General features: G+C 71.0%; 16 protein-coding genes. 9 read left to right on the top strand and 7 right to left on the bottom strand.

The features are described 5' to 3' along the window. Positions 1-16: 16 nt before the first annotated feature. Positions 17-1,186: a xylose isomerase gene (gene xylA, locus OG413_RS33460; protein WP_266812141.1), complete on the top strand. Its 1,170-nt coding sequence runs from the start codon at positions 17-19 to the stop codon at positions 1,184-1,186. A gap of 193 nt (positions 1,187-1,379) precedes the next feature. Here xylA and OG413_RS33455 read toward each other — a convergent pair whose 3' ends face one another. From OG413_RS33455 to OG413_RS33440, 4 genes are all read right to left on the bottom strand, one after another. After that, positions 1,380-2,615, bottom strand: a complete 1,236-nt coding sequence (locus OG413_RS33455) for an ROK family protein (RefSeq protein ID WP_266812139.1) — start codon at positions 2,613-2,615, stop codon at positions 1,380-1,382. A gap of 200 nt (positions 2,616-2,815) precedes the next feature. Further along, entirely contained in the window at positions 2,816-3,463 is a 648-nt protein-coding gene (locus OG413_RS33450; RefSeq protein WP_266813236.1) for a DUF305 domain-containing protein, read from the bottom strand. Between the two features lie 65 nt (positions 3,464-3,528). Next, positions 3,529-4,197, bottom strand: coding sequence for a DUF3105 domain-containing protein (locus tag OG413_RS33445; protein WP_266812137.1), 669 nt, complete (start codon positions 4,195-4,197; stop codon positions 3,529-3,531). Positions 4,198-4,327: 130 nt separating this feature from the next. Beyond that, entirely contained in the window at positions 4,328-4,756 is a 429-nt protein-coding gene (locus OG413_RS33440; protein ID WP_266812135.1) for a hypothetical protein, read from the bottom strand. A gap of 71 nt (positions 4,757-4,827) precedes the next feature. Here OG413_RS33440 and OG413_RS33435 point away from each other — a divergent pair, with 71 nt between their 5' ends. Next, positions 4,828-5,691, top strand: a complete 864-nt coding sequence (locus tag OG413_RS33435) for a phospholipid scramblase-related protein (RefSeq protein ID WP_266812133.1) — start codon at positions 4,828-4,830, stop codon at positions 5,689-5,691. A gap of 74 nt (positions 5,692-5,765) precedes the next feature. Here the strand turns inward: OG413_RS33435 and OG413_RS33430 are convergent, their stop codons facing one another. Beyond that, positions 5,766-7,145, bottom strand: a complete 1,380-nt coding sequence (locus tag OG413_RS33430) for a uracil-xanthine permease family protein (protein ID WP_266812131.1) — start codon at positions 7,143-7,145, stop codon at positions 5,766-5,768. A gap of 8 nt (positions 7,146-7,153) precedes the next feature. Beyond that, entirely contained in the window at positions 7,154-8,278 is a 1,125-nt protein-coding gene (locus OG413_RS33425; RefSeq protein WP_266812129.1) for an aryl-sulfate sulfotransferase, read from the bottom strand. A 117-nt stretch (positions 8,279-8,395) separates the two neighbouring features. Between OG413_RS33425 and OG413_RS33420 the strand changes: the two genes are divergently transcribed. From OG413_RS33420 to OG413_RS33410, 3 genes are all read left to right on the top strand, one after another. Beyond that, complete coding sequence (locus OG413_RS33420; protein WP_266812127.1) at positions 8,396-8,977, top strand: helix-turn-helix domain-containing protein; 582 nt, start codon at positions 8,396-8,398, stop codon at positions 8,975-8,977. 81 nt (positions 8,978-9,058) lie between these two features. Further along, the gene (locus tag OG413_RS33415) at positions 9,059-10,762 is read left to right on the top strand and encodes an FUSC family protein (protein WP_266812125.1); all 1,704 of its coding nucleotides are present in this window, start codon (positions 9,059-9,061) and stop codon (positions 10,760-10,762) included. After that, positions 10,759-11,265 (top strand): MarR family winged helix-turn-helix transcriptional regulator, encoded by a 507-nt coding sequence (locus tag OG413_RS33410; protein ID WP_266812123.1) that lies wholly within the window; start codon positions 10,759-10,761, stop codon positions 11,263-11,265. Before OG413_RS33415 ends, OG413_RS33410 begins: the two co-directional genes overlap by 4 nt. A gap of 63 nt (positions 11,266-11,328) precedes the next feature. Here the strand turns inward: OG413_RS33410 and OG413_RS33405 are convergent, their stop codons facing one another. Then, positions 11,329-12,093 carry an IclR family transcriptional regulator gene (locus tag OG413_RS33405; RefSeq protein WP_266812121.1) on the bottom strand — a complete coding sequence of 255 codons (765 nt, stop codon included), beginning with the start codon at positions 12,091-12,093 and terminating at the stop codon, positions 11,329-11,331. A 555-nt stretch (positions 12,094-12,648) separates the two neighbouring features. Here OG413_RS33405 and OG413_RS33400 point away from each other — a divergent pair. From OG413_RS33400 to OG413_RS33385, 4 genes are read left to right on the top strand one after another with little or no spacing between them, the layout of a single operon-like run. Then, positions 12,649-14,310 (top strand): sensor histidine kinase KdpD, encoded by a 1,662-nt coding sequence (locus OG413_RS33400; RefSeq protein WP_266812119.1) that lies wholly within the window; start codon positions 12,649-12,651, stop codon positions 14,308-14,310. Beyond that, entirely contained in the window at positions 14,307-14,714 is a 408-nt protein-coding gene (locus OG413_RS33395; protein WP_073719834.1) for a roadblock/LC7 domain-containing protein, read from the top strand. The genes OG413_RS33400 and OG413_RS33395 overlap by 4 nt, the downstream gene beginning before the upstream one ends. Beyond that, positions 14,711-15,082 (top strand): DUF742 domain-containing protein, encoded by a 372-nt coding sequence (locus OG413_RS33390; protein WP_266812116.1) that lies wholly within the window; start codon positions 14,711-14,713, stop codon positions 15,080-15,082. Before OG413_RS33395 ends, OG413_RS33390 begins: the two co-directional genes overlap by 4 nt. Continuing rightward, the gene (locus tag OG413_RS33385; RefSeq protein WP_266812114.1) at positions 15,063-15,677 is read left to right on the top strand and encodes an ATP/GTP-binding protein; all 615 of its coding nucleotides are present in this window, start codon (positions 15,063-15,065) and stop codon (positions 15,675-15,677) included. Before OG413_RS33390 ends, OG413_RS33385 begins: the two co-directional genes overlap by 20 nt. Positions 15,678-15,769: the final 92 nt, after the last annotated feature.

Genomic DNA, 15,769 nt, shown 5'->3' with positions numbered 1-15,769 from the left:
CGAAGGCGGCCAGGCGATGACGGAACGCTTCACTCCCACTCCGGCGGACAAGTTCAGCTTCGGTCTGTGGACGGTGGGCTGGCAGGGTCGCGACCCCTTCGGCGACGCGACCCGGGCTCCGATCGACCCGGTCGACTCCGTGCGGCGGCTCGCCGAACTGGGCGCCTACGGAGTGACCTTCCACGACGACGACCTGATCCCGTTCGGCTCGACGGACACCGAGCGTGAAGGGATCGTCAAGCGGTTCCGGCAGGTGCTGGACGCCACCGGGCTCGTCGTGCCCATGGCGACGACGAACCTCTTCACCCACCCGGTGTTCAAGGACGGCGCGTTCACCGCCAATGACCGGGACGTACGCCGGTACGCCCTGCGCAAGACGCTGCGCAACATCGATCTCGCCGTCGAACTCGGCGCCACCACCTATGTGGCCTGGGGCGGCCGAGAGGGCTCCGAATCCGGTGCCGCCAAGGACATCCGGGTCGCGCTGGACCGGATGAAGGAAGCCTTCGACCTGCTGGGCGACTACGTCACCGAGCAGGGCTACGACCTGCGCTTCGCCATCGAGCCCAAGCCGAACGAGCCGCGCGGCGACATCCTGTTGCCCACGATCGGCCACGCCCTCGCCTTCATCGAACGCCTGGAGCGGCCCGAACTGGTCGGCGTCAACCCGGAGACCGGTCACGAGCAGATGGCCGGGCTGAACTTCCCGCACGGCATCGCCCAGGCCATGTGGGCGGGCAAGCTCTTCCACATCGACCTCAACGGCCAGTCCGGCATCAAGTACGACCAGGACCTCCGCTTCGGCGCCGGTGACCTGCGCCAGGCGTTCTGGCTGGTCGACCTGCTGGAGTCGACGGGAGGCTACGAGGGTCCGCGCCACTTCGACTTCAAGCCGCCGAGGACCGAGGACTACGACGGCGTCTGGGCCTCGGCCGCGGGCTGCATGCGCAACTACCTGATCCTCAAGGAGCGGGCGGCCGCCTTCCGGGCCGACCCCGCCGTACGGGAGGCCCTGCGTGCCTCCCGCCTGGACGAACTGGCCCTGCCCACCGCCGAGGACGGCGTCGCCGGACTGCTCGCCGACCGCTCGGCGTACGAGGACTTCGACGTCACGGCCGCCGCCGAACGCGGTATGGCCTTCGAGGCCCTGGACCAACTGGCCATGGACCACCTGCTGGGCATCTAGAGCGCACCGACCCCGCCGGGCGAGTGCGGGGCCGGCCCCGCGCCCCGGCGGCGGGCCCGCTCCCCGTTTCGGTGGACGGCCCGCGCCGTACTCCGGCGGCGGGTCCGCTCCCGCTCGGACGGAAGGACCGCTCCGCACGCCGGTACCCGCCCCGCACGCCGGTACCCGCCCCGCACTCGATCGCCGGGCGGGTTCACCGCGCGTACGCCACCGGATCCGCCAGCACGTTCTGTACCACCAGCGCCGCCGCGCCCCGAGCCGCGTCCCCCGCGACGGACGACGCGCGCAGCCGACCGCCGCCCCGGGACCAGAGGCCGGACACCACACGGCCGGTCAGCTCCTCGTCGGCGGGCGGCGACAGCCACGGCATCAGGCCCCGGTAGATCCCGCCGAGCACCACCGCGTCCGGGTCGACCAGATTCACCGCACCCGACAGCACCTGCCCCAGCATCCGGCCCGCCCCGGCGACCGCCGCCACCGCACGCGCGTCCCCGGCCTGCGCGCGCCGTTCCAGTTCCACCACCCCGGCACCACCACCGGCCCCTTCGATCCCGGCCGCACGCAACAGCGCCGTCTGACCCGCGTACTGCTCCAGGCAGCCCCGCGATCCGCACCGGCACTCCGGACCCGCCGGGTCCACCACCACATGCCCGATCTCCCCGGCGAAGCCGTGCGCGCCGCGCAGCAGCTCCCCGTCGATCACCAGCGCACCGCCGACGCCGATCTCACCGCTCAGATACAGAAAGCTCCGGACCTCGCCGAGCCCGCCGAACCACAGCTCGGCCAGCGCCGCCAGATTGGCCTCGTTCTCCGAACTCACCGGCAGCACCGCGCCGTCGGGGCGCAGTTCGGCGAGCGCGCGCGCGAACAGCTCCTCGGCCGGAACCCGGTTCCAGCCCAGGTTGGGCGCCTGGCGCACCGAACCGCCGGAGACGAGCCCCGGCAGCGCGAGTGCCGCGCCGACCGGGCGCAGTTCCTGCTCGCGCGCCGACTCCAGAGTCCGGGCCGCGATCCGCGCGGCCCGCGCCAGGACCTCGTCGGGCGGGGCGCCCCGGTTGTCGAGGTGTTCGGTCTGCCGGACCCGTCCGGTGCCCGCCAGATCCACGACACAGACCGACACATAGTCGATGTTGATCTCCACGCCGAGCCCGGCGGGACCGGTGCGCGCCACCTTCAACGCCGTACCGGGGCGCCCGGCCTGCCCGCTGAAGGTCTTGCCCGACTCCGTGAGGAAGCCGCTGTCGAGCAGCTGCTCGACCAGCGAGGAGACCGCGGCCCGGGTCAGTCCGACGCGGGCGGCCACGCCCGCCCTGGTCGCCTCGCCGGTCACGCCCTCGTCCCGGACGGCACGCAGGACCAGGCTCAGGTTGTTCCGGCGCACGGTGTCCTTGTCGGCCTTGGGACCCAGCGGTGTGAGGTTGCTCTTCATGTCGTCGCCGAGCCTATGTGATGCCCGCCGGGGGAGAGCGGACTCGTCACGGACCGGAGGGCGGCCGGCTTCCGCCACGCCGCCCGCCCTCCCTGCCCTGGCCCGGAGCGCTGTTCGTCCCCGGCCGGGCGCGCTGTTCGTCCCCGGCCGGGTGTGCTGCCTGTCCCGGCCCGGTGCGCTGTTCGTCCCCCGGCCTACGCTCAGGCCGTCGCGCCCCGCGCCTTGAGCATGTCCGCCATGAGCCCGATCTCCGATTCCTGGCCGCGCACCATGCCGGCCGCCAGATTCCTGATCGCTTCCGTCTCCGCGGAACCGGCCGCAGCCTGTGCCATGTCGGCGCCCGCGCGGTGGTGAACGGTCATCAGCCGAAGGAACAGCACTTCCGCCTTCCGGCCCTCGGCCGAGCGCAGCTCGTCCAGTTCCGCGTCGGTGGCCATGCCCGGCATCAGCGAGCCGTCGCCCCGGGGCGTGACGGTGTGCCCCATCCACTTCATCGGGGGTCCGGACGCGCTCTTCGGCAGGCCCCACAGCTCCAGCCAGCCCAGCATCATGCCGCGCTGATTGGCCTGCGTGTTGATGATGTCGTACGCGAGACGGCGGACGTCCTCGTCGTCCGTACGGTCCCGGACGATGAACGACATCTCGACGGCCTGCTGATGGTGGATCGACATGTCCCGGGCGAATCCCGCGTCGACCGAGGTCTCGGCGGGCGCCGACTGCGACGCCGACCGCGACGACGAGCCGGGGGAGGACGACGGATCCGACGGGGATGCGGCGGACGGCCGTACCACCATCAGCACCACCAGCCCCAGGGACACCAACAGCACCGCTGCTCCGGCCACGACCATGCGGACCGAGCCGCCCGAGCCGCCCGAAGCGCCCGAGCCCGAAGCGCCCGAGCCCGTGCCGGCGGTCACTTGGCGAGCCCGCCGGTGCAAGCGGCGCCCGGCTCCGGAGTCTGCGGGCCCTGGACGTACTTGGTGAAGAACTGCGCGACGCGGGCGTCCGAGGCGCTCTTCACGGTGACCTGCTTGCCCCAGGCGCTGAGCATCAGCGGGGCGTCCTGGTCATTGACGGGGCTCATCAGCGAGTACGGGGTGGACGAGACGCGTTCGCCGAGAGCCTTGATGTCGGCCGGCTTCGCCTTCTCGCTGTACGTGACCCAGACGGCACCGTGCTCCAGGGAGTGGACGGCGTTTTCCTTCGGTATCGCCTCGGTGTAGACGTCGGCGTTGCAGTTCATCCAGACCTGGTTGTGGTCGCCGCCGACGGGCGGGTTCATCGGGTACGAGACCGGCTTGTCCACATGGTTCTGGGTCAGCTTGTCCCAGCTGCGCTCGCCCGTGACGGGGGAGGTCTTGGCCTGCTCCTCGGCCTTGTCCTGCTCATCGGCCTGCGCCATCAGATACCCGCCCCCGGCGACGAGTGCGGCGACCACGGCCACGGAGGCGCCGATGGTGATGATCCGGTTGCGGCGCTCGCGGGCCCGTTCCTTGCGGCGGGCCTCTTCGAGTTTGGCGCGGCGCGCGGCGGTGGAGCTGTTCTGGTTCTTGGTGGAGGGCGTGTTCTTGGGGGAAGCCATGGAGGGTCCTCGGGTTCGAACGGGGATGCATACGTGGTGATGCATGGAGGGAAGAGGGCATGCGGGCGGCCGTCCCCGGTGCTCCGGCGGTTGCGCGGAACGCGGTGGAAAGGGGGACGGACCCGGGCCTCTAGATCCGTTGGACCTGAAGACGCAGGTGGTCGACGGCGCGTACAGCGTCGTTGGCGGGGCCGCGGATGGCGGCCGCGCCGGTGAGCGGGGCGACGGGCACCACGGCCACGGGGGAGGGCAGCGCGACGGGAGCGGACGGCCCCGGCAGCACCACGGCCTTCGAGTGGTCCGACGCGCCGTGGCAGGACGTTCCCATGCCGCGGTCGGCGGGGGCGTCCGCGACCACGCGGGCGGCCTCCGTTTCGGGCGTCGGAGTCATCGCGTGGGCGGCGGCCGTGCCGTGGGCGGCCGTCGAAGGCGCGGCAGTGGCCGGGGCGGTGAGCGAGCAGCAGAAGAACATCGCCAGGAGGACGAACACCCAGCCCAGCGAGGCGGGCACGCGTACGCCGCCCGGTCTCCGGTCGGTCCGCACGCTCAGCCTGTTCATCGCCGCCATCGTAGTAGCTATATGAAGGTTCAAGGAGTGCGGGTCGCAGGTCCGCGGGATAGTGTGCCCCGGTGACGATGCAATCGAACATACCTGCGGGCTGGTTTCCGGATCCCCATGGCGCGCCTCAGTTGCTGCGTTACTGGGACGGCTCGCAGTGGACCGAGCACACGCACCCGGCCGAGGGGCAGCAGGCCGCGGCTCCCGCCCAGTCTCCGGTCCGGCCGGTCCAGCAGGTTCAAGCAGCGCAGCCGGTCCAGCAGCGTCAAGCGGTTCAGCCGGCCCACCTGCCGCAGCAGGCCCACGTGCCGCAGCAGCAGACCGCGCCCGGTGCCGGTTCGTTGTTCACCCAGCAGGTCCTGGTGGTGAACCAGAAGGCCAAGCTGATCGAGGTCACGAACGAGTACAGCGTCTTCGACCAGCACGGCACCACGATCGGCTCGGTCGTGCAGGTCGGGCAGAGCGCCCTGCGCAAGGTGCTCCGGTTCGTCTCCAGCATCGACCAGTACCTGACGCACCGGCTGGAGATCCGTGACGCGTACGGCGTCCCGCAACTGCTGCTGACCCGCCCGGCGAAGTTCATCAAGTCCCGGGTGGTCGTCCAGCGTCCCGACGGACAGCCGGTCGGCGAGATCGTCCAGCAGAACGCCATCGGCAAGATCAACTTTGCGATGATGGTCGACGGCCGGAAGATCGGCGCGATCAAGGCGGAGAACTGGCGTGCCTGGAACTTCGCGATCGTCGACCACAACGACGCGGAGATCGCCCGGATCACGAAGACCTGGGAAGGTCTCGCGAAGACCATGTTCACCACGGCGGACAACTACGTGCTGCAGATCCACTACCAGCTGCCCGAGCCGCTCCTGAGTCTCGTCGTCGCGACGGCTCTGACCGTGGACACCGCGCTCAAGCAGGACTCCCGCGGCCTCGGCTGACCCGCGGTCGCGAACATGGCGGTGCCGCCGAACCGTCCAGTGTTCGGGGGCACCGCCATGCCGTGCCGGAAACCTCAGGCCGCGTCGCGCTTGTCCTGCGGCGGGCCCAGTCTGCTGAACACGGCTGCCAGGATCACCGCGGCCAGCGCCCCGGCGGCGACCCCGCTGCCGAAGATCGTGCGGGCCCACACCGGCAGCCCCGCGTACATCTCGGGCGCGAAGACCGGCAGCAGTCCGACGCAGAGCGCCAGCGCCACGACGATGCCGTTGGTGCCGTGCGAGAGGTTCTCGCGGCTGAGCATCCCGAACCCCATCGTCGCGATCACCGCGTAGATGATCAGGCCCGCCGCCCCGACCACCGGCTCCGGAATGGCGGCCAGCAGCCGGGTGAGCGGAGTGATCAGCCCGCACGCGATCAGCAGCACCCCGGCGCCCGCCGTGACGAACCTGCTGCGCACCCGGGTCAGCTGAACGATGCCGATGTTCTCGGCGCTCGTCACCATCAGCGACGTACCGAAGACTCCGGCGCCCAGCGAGGTCACCGCGTCGGCGCGGGAGATGCGCGGCACGTCGCGTGCCGCGTCCGGCGTACGCCCCACGGCCTCACTGTTCAGCACCGTCTGACCGGTCGCCTCCGCCAGCGAGGCGAGCGCGAAGACCAGCAGCGGGACGGCGGCCAGCAGGTCGAAGTGCGGTGCGCCGTACGGGAACGGGTCGGGGAGCGCGAAGGCGGCGCCCTGCGCCATATGGAACGTCGTGCCGCTGACGGCCGCGACGACCGTCCCGCCCACGAGCCCGAACAGCACCGACATCTGCCGCCAGACGCCCCGCATCAGCAGGAAGAACAGCGCGGTGATGCCCAGCGTGGCGAAGCCGAGGCCCGGCCCCGACGCGATCATCGGCGAGGTGATCTTGATCATGTTGATCCCGATCAGGACCACGGTCGTCCCCATCACCAGGGGCGGGAAGTACCGCACCAGACGCCCGTAGAACGGCAGCACGAGCAGCAGGAAGACCGAGGCGATCAGTACCGAGCCCGACGCGGTGGCGGGCCCGTGCTCCTTGGCGACCTGGAGGAAGATCGCCACCGCCGCACCGCCCGGCAGCATCAGGAACGGCAGCCGGGCGCCGATCCGCAGCGCCTTGACCCCCAGCGACTGGAGCAGCGCGCCGATGCCGCACAGCACCAGCGTCGCGCTGAGCAGGGACGCGGTCTGGGAGGCGGACAGCGACAGGGTGGTGGCGATCAGGATCACCGAGGAGACCGGGGCGGCGACCCCGGCGAGCAGATGCTGGAAGGCCAGCGGTGCCAGCCTCGGCAGGGGAAGCCGCTCGTCGACGGGGGCGACGGGGGAAGCGGCCCCGGCGGCAGCGGAGGCGTCGTCGGCGGCGCGCGCCGTGGTGCCGGTGCCGGTCTCGGTCTCGGTGCCGGTTTCGGGGACGGGGGAAGCCATGGTCCGGCTCAGCCCTTCGGGACGTCGAGCCAGGGGAGTTCCTGGGCCGAGTAGCGGTAGGAGCGGAACACGGCGTTGGGCTCGGAGGGGAACAGCTTGCGCACTTCTTCTTCCTGGTAGCCGCCGAAGAACGGCACGATGTACTCCCAGCACAGATAGCCGTCCGGGGTCACCTCGAAGAGGCGGCCCGCGGGGGAGTCCGTCACGAGCGTGTTGCCGTTGGGCAGGCGCTGGGCACTGCCCATGAACGGGGCGAAGAACGACTCGCGCGCCGGATCGTGGTACTCCCAGACAATGGTGCCACTGGCCCGCTCGATCTCGATGACCCGGCTGAACGGCACGTCCCACCGGGGCCGGAAGACGCCGTTGTCGAAGACCAGGAAGTTGCCGTTCTCCAGTTCCGTCGGGCAGTGCTGCTGCGATACGGCTCCGGGCTCGCTGCGCCAGATGATCTCGCCGGTCTCCCGGCTGATGACCACGACCGCCGAGACGGAGCGGAAGCTGGCCAGGATGTTGCCGTCGCTGGTCGGCAGCACGCTGTTGATCAGCGGGTAGTGCTCGCGGGAGTAGTCCGGGTGCAGCGGGAACTCCTCGCGGTCCAGGTGCTCGGAGACCTTCCACTCCCACACCGTGCGGCCCTCGGCGTCCACCTCGACGATGGTGTCCGCCCACACCGTGCCGTCCGGCTCGGAGCCGGGCACGCCGCCCCGCACGGAGTCCGCCGCCGCACCGGTCAGCGGTTCCAGGGCGCTGTACAGGAGACGGCCGTCGCCGTAGTGGTACGCGTCGTGGTGCTGGTGGCGGTCGCGGTGCTCGCGGACCACGGTGCCGTCCGGAGTGATCTCCTGCATGATCCCGCCGCGGTACTTGTGCCACATCGGGAAGAGCGCCGGCTCGTCGGGCAGGACCCCGCTGTAGGCGAGGTTGCCGTTCGGCAGGATCCGCGCGTGCCGCCCCGGACGGTAGGGGAGGTTCCACTGGTGGACCACCTCGCCGCGCAGGTCGATGAGGTAGACCTCGCCGCCGCCGGTCAGCGGGGCGAACAGGGTGTAGCCGCCGGAACTGGCCTCTTCGTCCAGAGCCATGAGCCCGGTACCGCGGCGCCGACGCTGATTCTGGTCCACGAGGGGCATGGATCGATCCTCTCGGTTAACTTTTTTAGGTGGTGCTTAAAATGTTAACCGGCCCGGTAGGCTGATTTCCGCCCCACCGGCTGTGGTGTGCGGCACGCGGGACACGGAGTGAGTGACATGAGCGAGGCGGACACCCCACAGGTCGGCCCCGGAATCCGCCGACGACGCCGAGCCCTGGAGCTGACCCTCGCGGAGGTCGCCCGGCGGGCCGGACTGTCGGTGCCCTTCCTCAGCCAGATCGAGAACGGCCGCTCCCGGCCGAGCATGGGCTCGCTGCAACGGATCGCCGACGCGCTGGACACCACGGCGGTGCAGCTGCTGTCGACGGCCGAGGCGCCGCGCCCGGTCGACGTCGTGCGCGGCGCCTCCGCCTCGGTACGGGAGACGGGGGCCGAGGGCGAGGCCGACGGCCGGATGCGCCCGCTCGTCCGGGGCCATCAGCGCCTGCACGCGCTGGAGTTCACCGGCGCCCACGACTGGGGCCGCGAGTTCCGGCACCGTAACGACGAGATCCTGTACGTCGCCGACGGCGCCGCGGAGGTCGAGGCGGACGGCAACTTCTACCGGCTGGAACGGGGCGACACGCTCTACTGCGCGGGCGGCCTCGTCCACCGCTGGCGGCCCATCGTCCCGGACACCCGGGTCCTCGTCGTCGGCATCGCCGACCACGTCCAGGCAACCGATGAACAGGGCGGCTGACCGACAGGACGGCTGACGGGCGCGCCGGGTGAGAGGGCTCACCATATCGTTTACGGGTGTAATACCTGTTAACGTATCTGGGTGAGTGATACACCTGTGCGATCCCGGCAGCCCTCCGTCCGCAGACTTCCGCTGGCCGGCGCACTCCGCCTCGCCCGCCCTTCGGACACCTGGTTCAAGCCGGCGCTGAGCGTCGTCGTCGCCTCCGCCGTACCGAACCTGCTGCTCTTCGCCGTCGACCGGCTGGATCTCGTGATGTACACGATGGCCGGTTCGCTGTGCGCGCTGTATGGCCACAGCCTGCCGTACGCCCGGCGTGCCGGAACCGTGGCGCGCGTCGTGCTCGGCATGCTCGCCGGCCTCGCGATATCGCTGCTCACCGCCTCGCTCACCGGCTCGACCGCCGTCCTGATCGCGGTCGCCGCACTCCTCGCCGCCGTCCAGAAGACGCTCTGCGACGCGACCAGGATCGGCCCGCCCGGCCATGTGATCTTCACCTTCGTCACCTCCGCCGCGCTGTTCACACCGCAGCACCTCGGGCAGATCCCCGGCCACCTCGCCCTGACCCTGGCCGCGGGCGCCGTCTCCTGGCTGGTCACCGTCGGACCCGCGCTGATCCGCCGCGAGGGCCCCGAGCGCCGCGCCACCGCCCGCGCGCTCGACGCGGCGGCCGCCTGTGCCGCCGACCCCGGCCCCCGTACCCGGCACGCCGCGGCCGCCGCCGTGCACACGGCCTGGCAGTCCCTGCTCGCCACCGGCCGCCCCACCCCCGTGCGACAGGCTCTGGAACGGCTCGTCGTGCACGCCGAAGCGGCCCTCGCCGGCTCGGCGTTCACCGGCCGCACCGGCGCCGCCCCGCCCGAGCGGCTGCGTGCCTGGGCCGCCGCGACCCGTGCCCGCAGCCCGGTTCCCACCCCGCCGGCCGCCCCGGGCACCACGGACGAACTCTTCGGGATCGAGGCCGAACGGGCTGAGCTGCGGAGCTCCGGCAGCCGCCGGGACGCCCGCCGCACCCTGTTGCGCGCCCTCGCGCCCGGCTCCCCGCTGCTGCCCGTCGCCGCCCGTACGCTGATCGGCTGCGCGCTCGCCGGATATCTCTGCGCCGCCCTCGGCGTCGGGCGCCCCTACTGGGCGATCGTCACCGCCGCCTCCCTCTACCAGGCCAACGTCACCCTGTCCTGGAACCGGACCCTCCAGCGCACCCTCGGCAACCTCCTCGGCGTACTGGTCTTCGCCGCCGTCCTCCCCCTCACCCGGACCGGTCCGCTCGCCCTCATCGCCTGCGTCCTGTTCTTCGGCTTCGCCGCGGAAGCCCTGATCACCCGCAACTACTGGCTCGGCTCCGTCGCCGTCACCCCGATGGCCCTGCTGGTCCTGGAGTTCGGCGGCACCCACCCGGCCGGAGAACTCATCGGTGACCGGGTCCTGGACACCCTCGTCGGCGCCTCCGTGGGCTTCCTCGCCGCGATGCTCGTCACCAACCGACGGGCCGCCGGGCGCGTCGAGAGGGCACTCGCCGCCACCGGCGCCGCCCGCGCCCACGCCGTACGCACCCTCGCCGACCCCGCTTCCGGCCCCGCCTCCCTGGACCGGGCGCGCCGCCGCCTGACCGGCTCACTCGTCGAACTCCGCGAGGCCGGGGACACCGCGGCCGGGGAGTGGTGGCAGCGCGCCCTGCCCGAGCAGGAGCTCCTCGCGGCCGAGCGGGCCGGACACCGTACGCTCGCCGCGACAGCACAACGGCGGGGGCTGATCGCCCTCGCCCCGGAGAACGGAGCGGTGTGACCGACGACATCGTTGCCTCGGTGGTACGGCAGTGGCAGGCCGTCAACCCCGAGCTCGACACCGGACCGATGGAACTCATCGGCCGCATCAACCGCTGCGCCGCGCTCCTCCAGCAGGCGGAGGACGCCCCGCTGCGCACCGCCGGACTGACCCGCGCCGAGTTCGACCTGCTCGGAGCCGTACGCCGCACCGACCGGGAACTGACCCCCGGCGAACTGGCCCGTGAGACCTTCTCCTCCGGCGCCGCCGTCACCAAGCGGCTCCGGGCCCTCCAGGAGCGTGGCCTCATCGACCGCCGCGGCGACGCCCGCGACCGCAGGGTCGCCCATGTCCGCCTCACCGAGGAGGGCCTCGGCCTGGTCGACCGGCTGCTGCCCGAGCAGCTCGCGTACGAACGCTCTGTGCTTTCCGGCCTCGACGACCGGACCCGGAGCCGACTCAGCGCCCAGCTCAGCGAGTTGCTGGTGCAGCTGGAGGGACGTATCGGCGGAGCCCGGCGCTGACGGCCGGACGCCCCGCCCGGTGCCCAGCACCCGGCGCCCCGACCACTGCCCGGCCCCCCGGGGTCAGAGGCCGCGCGTGGGTTTCAGCAGCGCGGCCGACTGCCGCAGCAGTCCGGCCCGTTCGGCCAGGGCACTGTCCCCGGAGCGGTCGGCGGGGGCCGATGCCACCAGGGCGAGGCGGTCGCGCCAGCTGGACCCGGCCAGCGGCACCGCGACCGCGTACACCCCCGGGACCGACTCACCCCGGCTGAGCGCGTGCCCGGCCGCGCGGATCTCGTCCAACTCGGCCAGCAGGGCGGTGCGGGAGGCGGGGGTGTGCGGGGTGACCCGCTCCAACTCCTCGTACGGACAGAGGGCGCACACCTGATCCGTCGTCATCCGGGAGAGCAGCATCTTGCCGCCGGAGGTGGCGTGCGCGGGGTGGGTACGCCCCCTCTCCAGCATCACCCTTACCGGGTGGGAGGACTCCCGGCCGTCGGTGACGATGATCTGGTCGCCCATCAGCGCGACGCTCTGTACCGTCTCGCCGGTCCGTCGTGCCGCGTCCTCCAGCACGGCCGCGAGCCGCTCCCGGACCGCGGTGCCGAAGCCCGCGGGGCGGCCGAGCCGCACCAGCTCCGGGCCCGCCGAGTAGCCGCGGCCCGAGGTGTCCCGGATGGCGAAACCCCGGCCTTCCAGGGTGCAGAGCACCCGGTGCGCGGTGGACCGGCCGACGCCCAGCCGTTCGGCGGCCTCGCTGACGGTGAGGGTGTCATGGGTGAGGAACAGCCGCATCAGCCGCAGACCCGTGTCCAGCGATTCGATGGTGTAGCCGCGTGCCGCCGTCATGCCGCTCCCGTTGCCGCCGTACGTGAGGCCGGCCCGTGCGTGACGCGGGCTCGGGCCGGTGCGGGTACGCGAGTTCGCGGACCCGTGTGTCGTTGCCGTTCGACCGTGATCCGCGGCCCGCACGGGCGACCGAGCGGTTCGTCACCGCGGACATTTTGACGTCCACCCTTCCGGCGGTCACTAATCTGCTCCTTTCGATCCGGTTCGCTCACATGTGCCTCTGTCCTGCTCTGCGGTACGGGATGAGTCCCCTGAACCTGAATCGTCATCAGCATGTCGCTGCTGTCTCTCTGTGAGGTACGGGTAGGGCAAATTTCGGCCGCTTTCCCCGCGTCGTCACTCCTCGCGCACGCTCGGCGGCGCTGAGTGCAAAAACTGGTGAGTGTATTACTGCCGGAGTCCTCGCGCAGAGGGTTGGGTGAATATGCCGAAGCACTGTTCTGATCTGGCTAAGCTCACGCGCAGTGAAGTCGAGTTGATACGAATTCGAGCACTTGTTCATGAGTATCCGCACACGCATGCATACATCCCGGAATCAACCGCCAGAGGGTTTAGATGGTCCGTGTTGAATCACCGCCGACCGACCGAGAAATTCCCGTTGTCCGCGTAGTCCTGTTGCCCGTGGTGCTGCTGGTCGGCGCCACTGCCGCCGGTGCGGCGCTGGTGACCGAGATCGCTCGGATACCAGTCGCCGTGTGCGGCGCGATCACCACCATCGTGGTCTCCGCGCTCGCCGTTGCGCTGAACCGCCGCCGCCGCGCGATGAGCGTCCAGCGGGCCAAGTACGAACAGCGCATCGCCTACCTGGAACACCGCATTCACTCGCACGACGCCGAGACGGTGCGGCTCACCAAAGAGGTCATGCCGGCCGCGATCCGACAGCTGCGCGTGGGCAATTCACCCGAAGAGGTGATGCGCGACGTCTTCGACGCGGACGCGGCCAACCGGCACCTGCCCAAGGCGCTGCGCGAGCAGGTCTTCCAGGTCCTCGACATCATCGACGGCGAAGAGGCGCGGCGTGACTCCGCGCAGCGCGCCTTCGTCGCTGTCGCCCGGCGGGTCCAGGCCATCGTGAACCGTCAGGCGAGCGAACTGCGGGAGATGGAGGACCACTACGGGCGCAATCCCGAGGTCTTCGACGACCTGCTCCGCATCGACCACGGCACCGCGCTGATCGGGCGGCTCGCCGACTCGATCTCGGTGCTCGGCGGCGCCCGGCCGAGCCGCCAGTGGCCCAAGCCCGTACCGCTGTTCAGCGTGCTGCGCGGCGCGATGTCCCGCATCCTGGAATACCCGCGCATCGAGCTGCACTCGATCTCCAAGATCGCCATCGTGGGGACCGCGGTCGAGCCGCTCATCCACGCCTGCGCCGAACTCCTCGACAACGCGACCCGCTACTCGCCCCCGCAGACCAAGGTGCACGTCACCGCGGTCGAGGTGCAGACCGGCATCGCCATCGAGATCGAGGACGGCGGCGTCAGCCTCAGCGAGGAGGCCCGCGCCCGCGCCGAGAACATGCTGGCGCAGGCCCAGGCCGGCATCAACATGAACGACCTCGGGGAGTCCCCGCGCCTGGGCATGGCCGTCGTCGGCCGCCTCTCGCGCATGTACCAACTCCAGGTGTCCCTGCGCCAGTCGGCGTACGGCGGGGTCCGTGCCGTGCTGATCGTCCCGCGCGACATGATCACCACCGGTCCGGCACCCGGCATCGCCCACGGCATCGGTGCCACCTCGCGGCCCAACAGTTCGCTGGACATGTCACAGCTCCAGCATGTCGTGCCACCGCCCGGCAAGCGCAAGCCGAAGCCCCCGTCCACCGGCCTGCCCCCCTCCGTGGTCGCGGGTCTCCCCGAGGGCTCGGTGTCCGGACCTTCTCCGCATCCGGTCGCCCCGCCAACGGCCATGGAGGACGACGGCCCGATCGTGACCGAGTGGACCGAGGGCGGTCTTCCGCAGCGCCGCAGCCGGGGCCGTGCCCCGCTCGGCTCGCACAACCTCCCGCAGCAGCCCGTGCAGTCCGGCGTCGACTCCGCGAACGGCGGGCACGCCGGCCGGTGGGGCGCGGCGGGCGACGAGGAGGGCGGTCCCGCCAGGGGCGAGGAGAAGCCCCCCGGCCTGTGGCTGGAGGCCTTCACCAAGGCCGTCAACGGCGTGCCGCAGGAACCCAGTAGTGGCGAGGACTCTGACGATGCGTGGGACAAGGGAGACCTGAAGTGATCCAGCAGCGCGGGAACATGGACTGGATGCTCAAGGAACTGGCCGACGACGTGCCCAGCATCCACCAGATCGTGGTGCTCTCGTCGGACGGCCTGCGCATCGCCATGCACGGGGGAGACCCCGACGTCGCCGACCGCCTCGCGGCGGCCTGCGCCGGTCTGCAGAGCCTGGCCGCAGCGGTAGCCACCGAAATCCCTTACAGCGACGGGCTGATGAAGCTCGTCGTCATCGAAGTCACCGGCGGGTTCTTCTATCTGATGGCGGCCGGGACCGGCGCGTATCTCGCGGTCCTGGCCGGTCAGACCATCGACGCCGGGATGGTCGGCGCCCGTATGCGTGATCTGGTCGTCCGGATCGGCGCACATCTGACCAGTCCGCCGCGCCACGACAGGCAGTCCGGATGAATGCTCCCCGACGAGAACGCCGCAAGGCCGATCCGGCGCTGAGCGATCCGGAACGGCTGTATGTGATCACCGGCGAACTCGACGGTGACGGGCGGGCCTCGCTCGACCTGGTCACCATGGTCGTGGCGCAGGCCGAGCCCACGCCGACGTGCCAGCCCGAGCAGGCCGCGATCCTGCGGATCTGCCGGGCACCCTTATCCGTCGCCGAGATCTCGGCCTACCTCAGCCTGCCGTTCAGCGTGGTCACTTCGCTCCTGACGGATCTGCTCGCGACCGAACTCATCGAGTCGCGTGCCCCCCTCGTCCGAGCCACCCTGCCCGACAGGTCCCTTCTCGAAGCGGTGATGCATGGACTTCAGAAACTCTGACACGATCACCGGACCCCGCAGCGAGGACGTCCTTCCCACCACGGCCAACGCCGCGGTGAAGGTCGTGATCGTCGGCGGGTTCGGGGTCGGTAAGACCACCATGGTCGGCTCGGTGAGCGAGATCCGGCCGCTGACGACCGAAGAGACCATGACCGAGGCCGGGGTCGGCGTCGACAACAACGTCGGTGTGGAGAGCAAGACCGCCACCACCGTCGCCATGGACTTCGGCCGGATCAGTCTCAGCGAGGAACTGATCCTCTATCTGTTCGGCACCCCGGGCCAGGAGCGCTTCTGGTTCCTGTGGAACGGACTCTTCGAAGGGGCCCTCGGCGCCGTCGTCCTCATCGACACCAGGCGGCTCCAGGTCAGCTTCGACGTGATCGGCCGGCTGGAGGAGCGCGGTGTCCCGTTCGTCGTCGCCGTGAACACTTTCCCCGACGCACCGCACCACCCGGTCGAGGCGCTGCGCAGAGCCCTCGACCTGGCGGACGAGATCCCGATGGTCGACTGCGACGCCCGTACGCGGACATCCAGCCGCGATGTGCTGATGACTCTGATGCGTTACCTGCACAGCCTGGCCGTCCCCCTCACCTGAGGACGTCGGCCGCGGACTTCGCCCGATGGCATCGCCTGCGGACAACGTCTGCGGAGGTCGCCTGCGGACTTCGTCCGTCGGCACCGGGCCCG

The organism is Streptomyces sp. NBC_01433, assembly GCF_026340105.1.
In the GTDB taxonomy this organism is placed as follows: domain Bacteria; phylum Actinomycetota; class Actinomycetes; order Streptomycetales; family Streptomycetaceae; genus Streptomyces.
The sequence above is the reverse complement of the archived record's forward strand: the minus strand, read 5'-3'. Positions and strand labels throughout refer to the sequence as shown.